Here is a 12,965-nt window from a genome sequence, read left to right on the forward strand (position 1 = left end):
ATGGGGCGTCGCGGCGTGCTCGGAGTGTGGATGCGCAGAGGGCTCCTCGGGGCCGCGCTGGCGGTGCTCGGGGTGCTGGCCCTGTCGCACTTCGTCCGGGTGCGCTACCAGGACCGCATCGTCCCGCTGAGCTCCGCCCCCGAGGCGCCGGTGGTGCTGGTGTTCGGCGCGGGGCTGGCGCCGGGCGGGGTGCCCTCGGCGGTGCTGGCGCAGCGGCTGGACACCGCGATTGCCCTCTGGAAGGCGGGCAAGGCGAAGGCGGTGCTCGTCAGCGGGGACAACTCGGACCGCTTCCATGACGAGACGCGCGCCATGCGCCGCTACATGCTCGACCGGGGGCTGCCCGAGCAGGCGGTGCTGGGAGACGACTCGGGGCTGTCCACCTATGACAGCTGCGTGCGCGCCTTCACCGTCTTCCAGGTCCGCAAGGCGCTGCTGGTGACGCAGGGCTTCCACCTGCCGCGCGCGCTGTACATCGCCAACTCGGTGGGCATGGACGCCTGGGGCGTGGCGGCGGACGAGGGCCGGCCCTCCACCCGGCGCTACGCGGTGCGGGAGATGTTCTCCCGGGTGCTCGCGCTGGCCATGGTGACGCTGGAGCGCAAGCCCACCTACCCGGCCGAGCGCACGGCGGCCACCGGGCGCTGAAGCCTCCGAGGGCAGGCGGGCAGGCACCGCTCGTTGCCGCGCCTCCCTGGGGTCCGCACTGTTAGCTCGGTAGCAGCCGAGCCACCGAGTTCCTCAGGAGGAAGAATCATGCGCTTCAAGAAGCTGGGTTCGGAGGATGTGGGGGAGGCGACTTCGCGACGCCATGTGGATCCGGTGACGGGACAGGAAGAGGTGAACATCACCGATCAGGACCTGGCGGCCACCCCTCCGCTGGAAGAGGAGCCTGACTTCCGCGACATCCTCCCGGACCAGATCCACGAGTTCCGTCGGGGCGAGGAGGACGAGGAGGAAGAGGACCGCGAGCTGACGGCGCGGCCGAGCCAGGACATGCGTCCCATCCAGAAGGAAGAGCTGCCCGAGGGCTAGAGCCGTGGCCACGGCATCGCGCCCGCGCTCCCAGGTGTCGCCCCGCACGGTGTGGACGGTGGGGCTCAACGTGCTGGGGCTGCTGGGCCTGCTGATGCTGCTGCGCGCGGCCAGTGGCGCCCTGTCCTGGGTGCTGGTGGCGCTCTTCCTGGCGCTGGCGGCCCAGCCGCTGGTGGCCTGGCTGGAGCGCCACGGCATCCGGCGAGGGCTGTCGGTGGCGCTGCTGTTCCTGGGCTCCCTGGGGCTGCTGGCGGCCCTGCTGACGACCTTCGTGCCCATGGTGCTGGAGCAGGGCCGGGGGCTGGTGACGGCCCTGCCGGGCCTCATCGAGTCGCTGCGCCACCAGGGGTGGATGGAGCAGCTGGACGCGCGCTTCGGCCTCTTCGACCGCATGGCGGAGGAGCTGCGCCAGGGGCTGCCGGGCGCGGCCATGCCCGTGCTGGGCGTGGTGACGGGCATCCTCCACCGCGTGGCGGCCTTCATCACGGTGGTGGTGCTGGCGGCCTTCTTCCTCGCCTTCGGCAAGGAGCTGTTCGACACGGCGATGCTCTGGGTGCCCCCGGACAAGCGCACGCACTGGTATCAGCTCGCGCTGCGCATCCACCGCACCGTGGGGCGCTACGTGGCGGGCTCGTTCTTCATCTCGCTCATCGGCGGCGTGGTGACGACGGTGACCCTGGCGCTGCTCGGAGTGCCCTACTTCCTGCCGCTGGGCCTGGTGATGGCGGTGCTGGGGCTCATCCCGTTCATCGGGGCGTTCCTCGGCGGGATGCTCATCGTGGGCGCGACGTTCGCCACCGTCGGCTCCCACGCCGGCTTCATCTCGCTGGGCGTGTTCCTGGCGTACCAGCAGGTGGAGAACCACCTGCTCCAGCCGTTCATCCAGCGGCGCACGCTGCGGATGAACCCCCTGCTCATCGCGCTGGCGATGCTGGCGGGCACGGCCTTCGCGGGCATCCTGGGGGCGCTGCTGGCGCTGCCGGTCGCCGGGGCCGTGCAGGTGCTCGCGCAGGACATGCTCGCCCGACGTCAGGAGCGCTGGCGCATCGAGGGCCAGGACGACACCCTCGCCGTGCCTCCACCGCCCCCCGTGCCCAACGAGGACGCCCCCGAGGCACGGCACTGAGGAGGGCTCGGGTGGGAGGCGTCGATGGCCTCCCACGCAGGCCCTCCCGCGCACGGCTCAGCGACCGCGTCGCGCCCCGGCCTTCTTGGCGGGGGCCTTCTTCGCCGCGCCCTTCCTGGCAGGAGCCTTCTTCGCAGGAGCCTTCTTCGCAGCAGCCTTCTTCGCAGTGGCCTGCTTTGCCGGGGCCTTCTTCGCAGCGGCCTTCTTGGCCGCAGCCTTCTTGGCAGCGCCCTTCTTGGCCGCAGCCTGCTTCGCCGGAGTCTTCTTCGCAGCGGGCTGCTTCGCCGGAGCCTTCTTGGCCGCAGCCTGCTTCGCCGGAGCCTTCTTGGCCGCAGCCTGCTTCGCCGGGGCCTTCGCGGCTGGAGCCTTCGCCGCCGTGCGCGCCGCAGCCTTCTTGCGAGGCACCGCGGGCTGCTCCTGGCTCTTGAGGCCTTCGATGCGCCGCTCGGCGGCAATCACCGCGGGCTCCTCGAGCCCTGCCTCCTTCTTGCCCGCCTTGCCCTTGAGGCTCTTCATGCGCCGCTCGGCGGCAATCACCGCGGGCTTGTCGAGCGTCGGCTCGCCCGCCACCGGTGCTGCCTCCTCGGCCTTGGGCGCTGCTTCCTCGGCCTTGGGCGCTGCTTCCTCGCCCTTGGGCGGCTTCGCGGCCTTGGGGGCCTTCGGAGCCTTGGGCGCTGCCTTCGGAGGCTTCGTCGCGGCCTTCATCGCCTTGACCGCTGCTTCCGGAACCTTGGGGCGCACGCCCTCCTCATACTCGTACGCCAGCTCCGGCACCTCGGCGGCCGCTTCCTCCTCGCCCGCCTCTTGCTGCGTGGCGGCCGCCTCCGCCTCCTCGCCCTCGGCAGCCACCGCCTCCTCTTCCTCCTCGCCCTCCGCGGCCTCCTTCCCCCCGGCCAGCTCGCTCAGCGCGCCCTGCACGGCGGCGATGGCTCGCGCGAAGGTCCGGTCGCCGAACTCCTCGTGCTCCACCGGCGGCACCAGCACGCTGAGCATGTTCGACAGCGAGCGGTAGAGCCGCATCTCCTTCTTGTCTTCGTCCCACGTGCCGTAGAGCCAGTCCTCGTCCCCGAGCGCATGCACCCATTCCGGCAGGGGCCCGCCCCCATCGCCCTGCTCCACCATGGCGGACTTGCGCGCCGTGAACAGGTGGCGGTGCGTCCCCTTCAGGCCGAAGCGCCACACCCCCGCCACCGGCAGCCCCACCAGCATCTTGCGCGTCTTCTCCAGCACGCTGGCCTGCTCGCCCTCGCCATGCAGCGGGTAGAGCACCACGTCCCCCTCGAACGCGCCGCCATTGAAGGCCGAGTACAGATCGCCCAGCTCACCCGGCAGCGGCACCCCGGACTCCGTCTCGGCCCGCCGCAGCTCCTCCGCGGCCACTCCCGGGTTCTTCGTCTTTGCTGACTTCTGCAGCGCCTCCAACCACTCGTGCATGGCCCCTCCACGAAACAACAGCGCCCCGTTCAGGCGCTCATGCCCCTCTGCGCAGTGCCAATGTCGGTCCTCCTGCACCTGCTGACCAGGGGAATGCTCCGTCCAACCACCGTTCTACACCGCTCTTTGCCTCTCCTCGCCAATCTTCACCTCCCGGGGTGACGTTCTGCTCGTCCGAGCACCCCTCGCGCCTGCCCCGACCAGGCCCCCGCGGGCCCCTCCGTGGGAAATTCCTTGCCCACCCTCGCGGGCCTGCTTCCTCGGCTCCCTGCTCCAGAAGGACCTCCAGCATCCACCACCCGACACACCGCAAGGCACGCCCGGTGCACGCCCCCCTGCCCTGGAACGGAGGGCGTATGGGGCGCTGGAGCTGGCTGCTGGGGGTGGGCATCGCGGGACTGGTGGCATGTGGGCCGGCGGACCATCAGCCTCCCGGGACGCCCCTCCCCGGTGTGACAGGGACGGACCCCCTCCCGGGAGATCCGGATGGGGGCATACCGGTCCCCACGCTTCCGGATGGGGGCCCCCCGGACGGAGAGCCCGGGGATGGCGGGCCCACCCTGCCGGATGGGGGCACCCCGGATGCGGGCCCCCGCCTGGGCGTGTACCCCGCCGTCCAGACGCGCGTGCCGACGTTCGACCTGCGCATCCTCCCGGAGCACCTGGCCCAGCTGGAGGCCAACCCGGAGTCGGACGACGAGGTGCCGGTGGTGGTGGTGTTCGACGGGGTGCCGGCCCCGGGCATGATGCGCTACCGCGGCGCCAGCTCCCGGACGCTGCCCCAGAAGAGCTTCAAGATAGAGCTGGACCCGGGCTACGAGTTCGAGGACCGGGACCACTTCGAGCTGCTGGCCGAGTACTACGACAGCGCCAAGCTGACCGAGAAGTTCGCGGTGGACCTCTTCACCGCGCTGGGGCTGCCGGTGCCGCGCGCCCGCTACGTCCGGGTGAGCATCAACGGCCAGCACAACGGGCTCTACCTGGACATGGAGCACGTGGGGAAGGACTACCTGAAGCACCACGCGCTGGAGCGCAGCGCCTCCATCTACCGCTGCGGAGACCGCAACTGCGAGCTGACGCTGCGCCGCGGCTCCTACCAGGGGGACTTCGAGAAGAAGACCAACGAGGACACGGGCCGCGCGGACCTGGATGCCTTCCTGGCCTGGGTGAACCGCTCGGATGACGCGCAGTTCGAGGCCCACGTGGGGCGGTACCTGGACGTGGAGGCCTACCTGGGCAACCTCGCCGTGGACGCGCTCATCTCCAACAACGTCATCGAGGACGCGCGCGGCTACTGGATCCACGAGCACCAGAAGGACCGGTGGCAGTACGTGCCGTGGGACTTGAACAACGCGCAGATGCTCTTCTGGCGCACGTGGGAGCCCACGGATCCGCCCATCACCAACCGGTGGCCGCAGGCCTTCAGCGTGTATGACCCGTGGGTGCAGCGCCTCTACGAGACGCGCCTGGCCCAGCGCCCGGCGCAGCGGCCCACCTGGAGCGTGCTCAACACCCGCATCTGGGACCGGCCCGCCCTGCGCGCCCGCCTGCTGGCGAAGCTCGAGGCGGCGCTCGCCGGCCCCTTCTCCGAGACCCAGGCGAACGCGCACATCGACGCGCTGTGGAACCTGGTGCGGCCGCAGCTGGAGCAGGATCCTTATATCTCGTCCGAGCACATGGCGCGGGCCCGCGGCTTCCTCAAGAAGTACGTGAAGGAGCGCGCCAGGTACCTGCGCGGCGTGCTCGACACGCTGAAGGCGCACGGCAGCGGGCCGCTCGTGCTGAGCGAGGTGAACGCCGGCAGCGCGGGCTACGTGAAGCTGCACAACCGCGGCGCCACGCCCCTCACGCTGGAGGGCTACGAGCTGACGAATGATCTGCGCGCCACCTCCCGGCACGTGCTGCCCACGCTGACACTGGAGCCAGGGCAGACGGTGCGCTTCGAGGCGGACGGGGACACGGCGGCGGGCCCCCTGCACCTGCCCTTCACCCTCTCCCGGGAGGGCGGCGAGGTGGGCCTCTTCGACGGCAAGCGCCTGTCGGAGTCCGGCAAGCTGCCCGTGTACGGACCGGAGGACATCCTCTATTACGGGCCGCTGCCCTCGGGGACGGTGTATGGGCGCAAGACGCCCCAGAGCGAGGACTTCGAGCGCAGGCCGCTGGCACCCTGACGGCCCGCCCGTTAGAGAGAAGCCCATGGCCCACCCGACGACCTACGAGGCAACCACCGAGAACTTCGACGCCCTGGTGCTCCAGCCCAAGGGCGAGCTGGTGGTGGTGGACTTCTGGGGCGACGGCTGCCCCAACTGCGACATCTACGCGGCGGCCGAGCCCTCCCTGCTCTCCGAGCTGGAGGGCGCCCCGATGCGCGTGGTGAAGGTGAACGCGTACGAGCAGGAGGAGCTGGCGCGGCGCTTCGGCCTGTTCGGCATCCCCACCTTCCTGCTCTTCCGGGACGGGAAGCTGCTCGGGAAGATGAGCCAGTACTACGGCCGGGAGTACTGGCTCGGCGTCGTCCGCGAGCACCTGCCCTCTCGGGCCTGAGGGCTCAGGCGCTCTGGGCCGTGGGCGATGAAGGCGGGTCTCCGCCCTCCAGGCCTCCGGCCACCCCGTCGAGCGGCGGCGTGACGAGGATGGGATCCGGTCCACCCTCGGGAGGCAGCTCCGAGGGCCCGCTGAGATCGATCCCCTCCAGGCTGCCCACGCGGAAGAAGGACGTGAGCCGCCGCAGGGTGTCGGCCTGCACGGCCAGCGCCTCGGCCTCCTTGGCCAGGTCCTCGGCGGACTTCGCGTTGCCCTGCGTGGTGCGCTCCACCTCGGACATGGCGTGGCTCATCATCCCCACGCTGGTGGACTGCTCGCGCGTGGAGGCGGCCACCTCGTGCACCAGCTCCGCCGTGCGGCGGATGGAGGGCACCAGGTCCCTCAACAGCCGGCCGGACTGCTCGGCGATGTTGCGGCTGGAGACGGCCAGCTCGCCAATCTCCCGGGCCGCCGTCTTGCTGCGCTCGGCCAGCCGGCGCACCTCGCCGGCCACCACGCTGAAGCCCTTGCCGTGCTCGCCGGCGCGGATGGCCTCGATGGCCGCGTTGAGCGCCAGCATGTTCGTCTGGTGCGCCAGCTCCTCGATGAGCGACACGTTGGTGGAGATGCGCCGCATGGCCTCCACCGTCTTGCCCACCGCCTGACCGCTCACCTCGGCGTCCTGCGCGCCCACCCGCGCCATCTCCTCCATCTTCTGGCAGCTCTCGGTGTTGCGCAGCACCGCGGCGCTGATCTCCTTGAGCGTGCGCGCGTTCTCCTCGGTGATGGTGGCCTGGTCGGTGGCGCCCTGCGCCAGCATCCGCGACGAGGAGGCCAGCATCGCGGAGGTGGACGCCAGCGTGGAGGCGCCGGCGCGCACCTCGGCGACAATCTTGGTGAGCCGCCCCACCGCCTCGCCCAGCGCCTTGCCCAGCGCGTCCTGGTCCGAGCGCGGCAGCACCCGCGCCGTCAAGTCTCCGTGGGCCAGGCCCACCGCCATGGCCACCATCTCCTGCGTGGAGCGCGCCATGTCCAGCGTGGAGCGCAGCAGCAGGGCGACCTCGTCCTGCGTCTCCACCTCCAGATCCAGCGCGTCCTCGCCCTCCTCCAGCAGCTCCAGCTCGCCGCGCGACAGGCGCATCGTCATGCGCGTCAGCCGCGCCACCGGCTCGATGATGATGCCGGAGATGCGCCAGGCCAGCAGCAGCCCCAGGCCGCTGAGCACCAGGCCGAGCAGGACGAGCTGCACCCTGAGCGACAGGAAGGCGGACTGGGCGCTGGTGTTGGACAGCTCCGCGAAGCGGCGGTTGATGGCCCTCAGCCAGTTCAGCGCCTCGGCGAGCCGCCCCAGCGCGCCCTCGAGCTGCTCTCCGTCCACCGGCGCCTGCGCCAGGACGCGATCCCTCAGCGGCCGATACCCGGCGAAGGCCACATCGAACAGCTGGAGCGCGGAGCTCTCGTCCTGCTGCAGCTTCAGCTCGTCCAGGCCCGTGAGCGTCTCGGTGAAGGCGAGGCTCTGCGTGCTGATCCACTCCTTCTTGTAGCGCTCGATGAGGGCCAGCAGCGCCGCCTCGTGCTCGCGCACCTTGGCGGCTCGCGCGGCGCGCTCCTCCGGGGAGAGGTTCGCCCGGGACAGCAGACGCAGCTCTCCGGCCAGGGCCTCGCGAAGGGTGAGGGCCTCGTCGAGCGCCATGATGGGCACGAGCATGGAGCCGTAGACGGTGTCGTACTCGGACTGGAGCTCCCACGTGCCCCGCAGTGCCAGCGACAGCACGAGGAAGACCGACACGGGGATGAGTACGGCGATGAGAGCCAGCTTCCAGAACAGCTTGAGACGACGGACCATGGGCGAGTGCCCCGAGGCGGGCATGGAGCCGGCCCGGAGAAGGCCTCGGAGTATAGAAATTCTCCACCCCCTACAGACAGTCCCCCTGTGTGGAAAGCGCCAGGCAAGGGGGGAGCCCAGGCCTTGGCGGCTACCCGACAGCCTCCTCCGGCCCCCTCCCGGCCAGCGGTGGACAGTGCGAGAGTGGAGGCTCGCATGCGCCTCGTCCTCGCCGTCCTGCTCGCCTCCTTGCCTGCGTTCGCCGCCTCCCCCTGGGACGCGCCCGCCTTCTCGGCGGATCCGGCCGCCCTGGTGGGAGCCGCGGCGGCGCTCCCCACCCCCGAGGGGGTGGACGTCGAGGTGCTCCTGGAGGAGGGCACCTTCTCCTATGACGCGAAGGGCCGTGAGACGTCCACCTCGCGCCTCGTCTACCGGGTGCTGACGTCCGAGGGGGCCAAGGGCTGGGCGACCGTGGGGGTGGACTACACGCCCTGGCACGAGGAGCGCCCGGAGGTGCGCGCCCGCGTCATCACCCCGGACGGCAAGGCGCACCTGCTGGATCCGTCCACCCTCATCGACTCCACCCCCACCGACAGCGCGCCGGAGACACTGTCGGACCGGCGCCTGCTGCACGGCCCGCTGCCCGCCATCACCGCGGGCGCCGTGGTGGAGCAGCTCATCACCACCCGCGAGACGGAGAGCGTGTTCTCCAGCGGGGTGGTGCGGCGCTTCTTCTTCGGCCGGGAGGTGCCGGTGCGGCGGGTGCGCCTCACGCTCGAGGTGCCTCGGGGCGGCACGCTGAACTTCGTCCCGCGCGGGGTGCGCGTGAAGCCCCGGCAGGAGCAGGCGGAGGGGCGCACGCGGCTGGTGTTCGAGCAGGGCCCGCTGGAGGCGGTGGAGCCTCCCGAGCCCTTCCTCCCCGCGGACGCGGTGAGCTTCCCCCACGTGGCCTTCTCCACGGGCCGGGCGTGGAGCGACCTGGCCCGCCGCTACCATGAGACGGTGGAGGCCCAGCTCGCCGGGGCGGACCTGGAGCGCACCGCGCGGGAGCTCGTCGGAGACGAGAAGCGCCGCGAGCGGGTGGCCGCGCGGCTGGCGAAGTGGATGCACTCGCAGGTACGCTACACGAGCCTCCAGTTCGGCGAGGCCGCCGTCGTCCCGCGCCAGCCGGCCGAGGTGCTGGTGCGCCGCTACGGCGACTGCAAGGACCTGTCCACGCTGCTGGTGGGGCTGCTGCGCGCCTCGGGGATTCCCGCCTCGGTGGCGCTGCTGCGCACGGGCTCGGAGGACGTGCAGGAGTCGCTGCCGGGCTTCGGCCTCTTCGACCACGCCATCGTCTACATCCCCGGCAAGCCGGCGCTGTGGATCGACGCCACGGACTCGTTCAGTCCGGTGGGGGAGCTGCCGGTGACGGTGCAGGGGCGGCTGGCGCTGGTGGCCAGCCCGGACACCAAGGGCCTGGTGCGCATCCCCGAGGCGCCGTCGTCCGCCAACAGCTTCACCACCACGCGCGAGGTGTACCTGTCCGAGCGCGGGCCCTCGCGCATCGTGGAGGTGAAGGACTCCACGGGGGCCGTGGCCGCCGCGTACCGCGAGCACTTCGCGCTCACCGAGGCCTCCCGCGTGCGCGAGGGCTACGTGGAGTACGTGAAGAGCGTCTTCGCCGCCTCGGACGTGGCGCGCCTGAAGTCCCAGGAGCTGGAGACGCTGGAGAAGCCCTTCCGCGTGGAGCTGGAGGTGCAGGACGCCAGCCGCGGCTTCACGGATGACCGGGAGGCGGCGGTGGGGCTCGGCGGCGCGTCCGTGCTCGGCCGGCTGCCGGACTACCTGATTGACGCGCCCTCGGACGACGAGCCGTGGATGAAGCGGGAGGGCGAGCTCGTCCTGATGGAGCCCTACACCGCGGAGCTGCGCTACCGCGTGGTGCCTCCGCCGGGCTACTCGCCCAAGCCGCTGCCCAGGGACTTCACGCGCCGGTTGGGGCCGGCCACCTACTCGGGCGTGTACGCCGTGAAGGGCGGGGAGGTGCACGTCACCTTCCGCTTCGATGCGGGCAAGCGCCGCTGGTCCGCGGCGGAGGTGGAGGCCTTCCGCTCGGCCTTCGAGGACCTGCGCGAGGAGGACGAGCCGATGCTCGGCTTCGAGCACGACGGCGCGACGCTGCTGGCGGACGGCCGCGTTCCCGAGGCGCTCGTGGCCTACCGCCGAGCGGTGGAGCGGCACCCGGGCGAGGCGCTGCACCGGGCGCAGCTGGCGCTCGCGCTGCTGGAGGCGGGCGCGGGGGAAGAGGCGCGCGCGATGGCACGCCGAGCCACCGAGGTGGAGCCGAAGTCCGGCCTGGCCTGGCGCACCCTGGGCTGGGTGCTGCAGCACGACGGCCTGGGCCGGCGCTTCAAGCCGGGCTTCGACTACGCGGGCGCCATCGCCGCGTACCGCAAGGCACGGGCGCTCGATCCGGACGACTTCGAGACGCGCGGGGACCTGGGCATCCTGCTGGAGTACGGCCCTGGGGGCGAGCGCTACGCCCGGGACTCCCGGCTGGGGGAGGCCGTGGCGGAGTTCCAGGCGCTGCGGGAGGACCTGGGCCGCAAGGACATGGACGACCACCTGCTGCTCGACCTGTTCCTGCTGGAGCGGTACGCGGAGGTGCTGAAGCTGGGCGGTACGCTGGAAGCCTCGCCGCTGCGCAGCAGCGTGCGCCTGAGCGCCTCGGCGCTGGTGGACGGACCGGCGGCGGCGGTGAAGAACGCGGCGAAGTGGGTGCCGGCCATCGATGCCCGCCGCGAGGCGCTGGAGGACGCCGCCAACCGGCTGCTGCGGCTGCGGCGCTACCCGGAGGCCGTGGCGCTGCTCACCGAGTCGGCCCGAGGCGCGCCGGACGCCGTGGAGAAGCAGCGGCGGCTGACGCCACTGACGAAGACGACGCGCTTCGAGCGCAAGGCCCTGAAGGGCGAGGATCCGCGCTCGGTGGTGCAGCGGCTGTTCCTGGCCGTGCTGGACGAGGACGGGGGCCAGGCGCAGGCGGAGGGGCTGATCCTCAAGTCGGTGCTCACGGCGGATCCGACCCTGCCCGCCGAGCTGCTGCGGACGGTGCGCGTGGTGCTCAACCAGGGCTTGCTGGCGGAGGTGCCACAGGACGCGGCGGTGGACCTGGCGCTGTCCTTGATGGAGCTGCGCATGGATGGGGACGCGAAGCAGGGCTTCCGCATCCAGTCGCGCCTGCCCTTCGAGGGCGCCAACGCCAGCGAGAACTGGTTCGTGGTGCGCTCGGGCGGCGAGTTCCGGCTGCTGGGGACGGGGTACGACTACGGGGTGCTGGGCCAGGAGGCGATGAGGCGCCTGGAGGCGGGAGACCTGGCGGGGGCGCGCCAGTGGCTGAACTGGGCGAGGGCGGCGATGCCCTCGACGCTGGTGGAGAGCCAGGCGGGCGCCAACTTCCTGCGCCTGTGGCGAAAGGGCGCGGAGGCCGGGCGGGAGGAGATGCGGCTGGCGGCGGCGAGCCTGATGGCCTTCGGGCAGCAGGCGGTGCGGGCCATTCCCCACCTGAGCCTGGCGCGAGAGCGGGCGACGACGGACGCGGAGCGACGGGGGTTCGATCGAGACCTGCTGGCGGCGTACTACCACCTGAAGCGGCTGCCGGAGATTCTCGAGACGGCGGATCGGCTGCTGGAGGCGGCGCCGGTGGATGAGGTGGCGTTCTCCCATGTGGCGTACGCGCTGCAGCAGCTCGAGCGGCCGGATGACCTGGTGAGGCGCGCGGAGGCGCGACTGAAGCTGTTGCCGGACGACGAGCGGGCGCTGGAGACGCTGGCGAACGTGGCGACGATGCGCGGCGACCTGAACAAGGCGCAGGAGTACCGGCGGCAGATCGTCGAGGCGGGCAAGGCGACGGCGCACACGTACAACGAGCTGGCGTGGAACACGCTGCTGCTGGGCAAGGTGAGCCAGGAGGCGGTGGAGGACGCGCTGAAGGCCAACAGCCTCACGAGCTACGGCAACGCGTCCTACGTGCACACACTGGCGACGCTCTACGCGGAGCTGGGCAAGGGGCAGGAGGCGCGCCAGTTCCTGCTCAAGTCCCTGGAGCTGCACGGCGTGGGGACGCTGGAGACCTACGACTGGTACGTGGTGGGACGGATCGCCGAGGGCTACGGGCTGCTGGAGGAGGCCCGCGCAGCCTACAAGCGCGCGCGGAGCTCCAAGCCGGACATCAGCAGCGTGGACTCGCTGGCCAGCACGCGGCTCAAGCTGTTGGAGGAGGTGCCGAGGACGGTGGCGAAGCCGGCCCCGTGACTCCTCCCGGCGATGTGCTAAGCGCGAAGGAGCAGCCCGCCTGAAGACGAGTCGACTCCTGTGGATCCGGCTGGGGCCGCGGGCGCACGCGACCCGCCCGCTCCGGCATGCGACAGCGCCCCTGGGCAGACGCGAGGGATCCCGAGGTGACCCGGATTACTCCGCGACGGCCAGCGCCTCGGCGGAAGGCAGGGAGGCGAAGGAGACCTGGGCCGCGAAGCCACCCGGCCCGTGGCCACGCAGCACGCTGACCGTGCCGTCCGAGCCGTTCGTCACCGCAAGGTCCACCCAGCCATCCGCGTCGATGTCACGAGCCACCACGGCGCTGCCACCCTCCACGGGGAAGGAGACCTGCGACGCGAGCGTCCCATCGCCCTGGTTCAGGAACACGCTCACCGTGCCGCTGTCCGGGTCCGTCACGGCGAGATCCACCTGACGGTCCCCATTGAAGTCCGCGCACGCCATCGCGGCGGGGAACCGACCCATCGCCTGGAAGACGCCGGACACGTCGAAGGCTCCCTCGTCGTTGCAGCGATCCAGGGCCTGGGTGCTCGTGGCCAGGTCCGCACCGGCCTCCACAGCCTCGGGCTGGCCGCAGCCGACGGCGAACAGGGACACCACAGCGACTCCAACCCACGACATCGTGTTCAGGCTCGACATGACTCTCCACTCCTTGCGTTGGTATCCGCCCCTCCTCGAGAGGGGCGTGGCAGGTGTGAAGAATACGGA

9 protein-coding genes are annotated in these 12,965 nt (G+C 71.5%); 6 read left to right on the forward strand and 3 right to left on the reverse strand.

Annotated elements, in window-relative coordinates:
* Positions 1-30 precede the first annotated feature (30 nt).
* The 3 genes from KY572_RS21740 to KY572_RS21750 all read left to right on the forward strand — a co-directional run bounded on the left by KY572_RS21740 (position 31) and on the right by KY572_RS21750 (position 2,161).
* Complete coding sequence (locus tag KY572_RS21740) at positions 31-648, forward strand: SanA/YdcF family protein (protein ID WP_224244831.1); 618 nt, start codon at positions 31-33, stop codon at positions 646-648.
* Positions 649-756: 108 nt separating this feature from the next.
* Complete coding sequence (locus KY572_RS21745; protein ID WP_224244832.1) at positions 757-1,035, forward strand: hypothetical protein; 279 nt, start codon at positions 757-759, stop codon at positions 1,033-1,035.
* A gap of 4 nt (positions 1,036-1,039) precedes the next feature.
* Positions 1,040-2,161: an AI-2E family transporter gene (locus KY572_RS21750; protein WP_224244833.1), complete on the forward strand. Its 1,122-nt coding sequence runs from the start codon at positions 1,040-1,042 to the stop codon at positions 2,159-2,161.
* Positions 2,162-2,218: 57 nt separating this feature from the next.
* On the opposite strand, the gene KY572_RS21755 is transcribed toward KY572_RS21750, so the two are convergent.
* Positions 2,219-3,595 (reverse strand): SMI1/KNR4 family protein, encoded by a 1,377-nt coding sequence (locus KY572_RS21755; protein WP_224244834.1) that lies wholly within the window; start codon positions 3,593-3,595, stop codon positions 2,219-2,221.
* A gap of 356 nt (positions 3,596-3,951) precedes the next feature.
* Here KY572_RS21755 and KY572_RS21760 point away from each other — a divergent pair, with 356 nt between their 5' ends.
* Both KY572_RS21760 and KY572_RS21765 read left to right on the forward strand, forming a co-directional pair.
* The gene (locus KY572_RS21760; protein WP_224244835.1) at positions 3,952-5,766 is read left to right on the forward strand and encodes a CotH kinase family protein; all 1,815 of its coding nucleotides are present in this window, start codon (positions 3,952-3,954) and stop codon (positions 5,764-5,766) included.
* A gap of 25 nt (positions 5,767-5,791) precedes the next feature.
* Positions 5,792-6,139, forward strand: coding sequence for a thioredoxin family protein (locus tag KY572_RS21765; RefSeq protein WP_224244836.1), 348 nt, complete (start codon positions 5,792-5,794; stop codon positions 6,137-6,139).
* Between the two features lie 4 nt (positions 6,140-6,143).
* Here the strand turns inward: KY572_RS21765 and KY572_RS21770 are convergent, their stop codons facing one another.
* Positions 6,144-7,964, reverse strand: coding sequence for a methyl-accepting chemotaxis protein (locus tag KY572_RS21770; RefSeq protein WP_224245022.1), 1,821 nt, complete (start codon positions 7,962-7,964; stop codon positions 6,144-6,146).
* 195 nt (positions 7,965-8,159) lie between these two features.
* Here KY572_RS21770 and KY572_RS21775 point away from each other — a divergent pair, with 195 nt between their 5' ends.
* On the forward strand, positions 8,160-12,236 hold the full coding sequence (locus tag KY572_RS21775; protein ID WP_263451878.1) for a DUF3857 domain-containing protein: 4,077 nt from the start codon (positions 8,160-8,162) through the stop codon (positions 12,234-12,236).
* A 156-nt stretch (positions 12,237-12,392) separates the two neighbouring features.
* Here the strand turns inward: KY572_RS21775 and KY572_RS21780 are convergent, their stop codons facing one another.
* Positions 12,393-12,896, reverse strand: coding sequence for an FG-GAP repeat domain-containing protein (locus KY572_RS21780; RefSeq protein ID WP_224244838.1), 504 nt, complete (start codon positions 12,894-12,896; stop codon positions 12,393-12,395).
* Positions 12,897-12,965 lie beyond the last annotated feature (69 nt).

Source organism: Hyalangium gracile (assembly GCF_020103725.1).
GTDB lineage: Bacteria > Myxococcota > Myxococcia > Myxococcales > Myxococcaceae > Hyalangium > Hyalangium gracile.

Coding starts and splice junctions, on each gene's coding strand:
- KY572_RS21765 (WP_224244836.1), top strand. CDS start 5,792: ATGGCCCACCCGACGACCTACGAGGCAACCACCGAGAACTTCGACGCC.
- KY572_RS21755 (WP_224244834.1), bottom strand. CDS start 3,595: ATGCACGAGTGGTTGGAGGCGCTGCAGAAGTCAGCAAAGACGAAGAAC.
- KY572_RS21775 (WP_263451878.1), top strand. CDS start 8,160: ATGCGCCTCGTCCTCGCCGTCCTGCTCGCCTCCTTGCCTGCGTTCGCC.
- KY572_RS21740 (WP_224244831.1), top strand. CDS start 31: ATGCGCAGAGGGCTCCTCGGGGCCGCGCTGGCGGTGCTCGGGGTGCTG.
- KY572_RS21780 (WP_224244838.1), bottom strand. CDS start 12,896: ATGTCGAGCCTGAACACGATGTCGTGGGTTGGAGTCGCTGTGGTGTCC.
- KY572_RS21770 (WP_224245022.1), bottom strand. CDS start 7,964: ATGGTCCGTCGTCTCAAGCTGTTCTGGAAGCTGGCTCTCATCGCCGTA.
- KY572_RS21745 (WP_224244832.1), top strand. CDS start 757: ATGCGCTTCAAGAAGCTGGGTTCGGAGGATGTGGGGGAGGCGACTTCG.
- KY572_RS21760 (WP_224244835.1), top strand. CDS start 3,952: ATGGGGCGCTGGAGCTGGCTGCTGGGGGTGGGCATCGCGGGACTGGTG.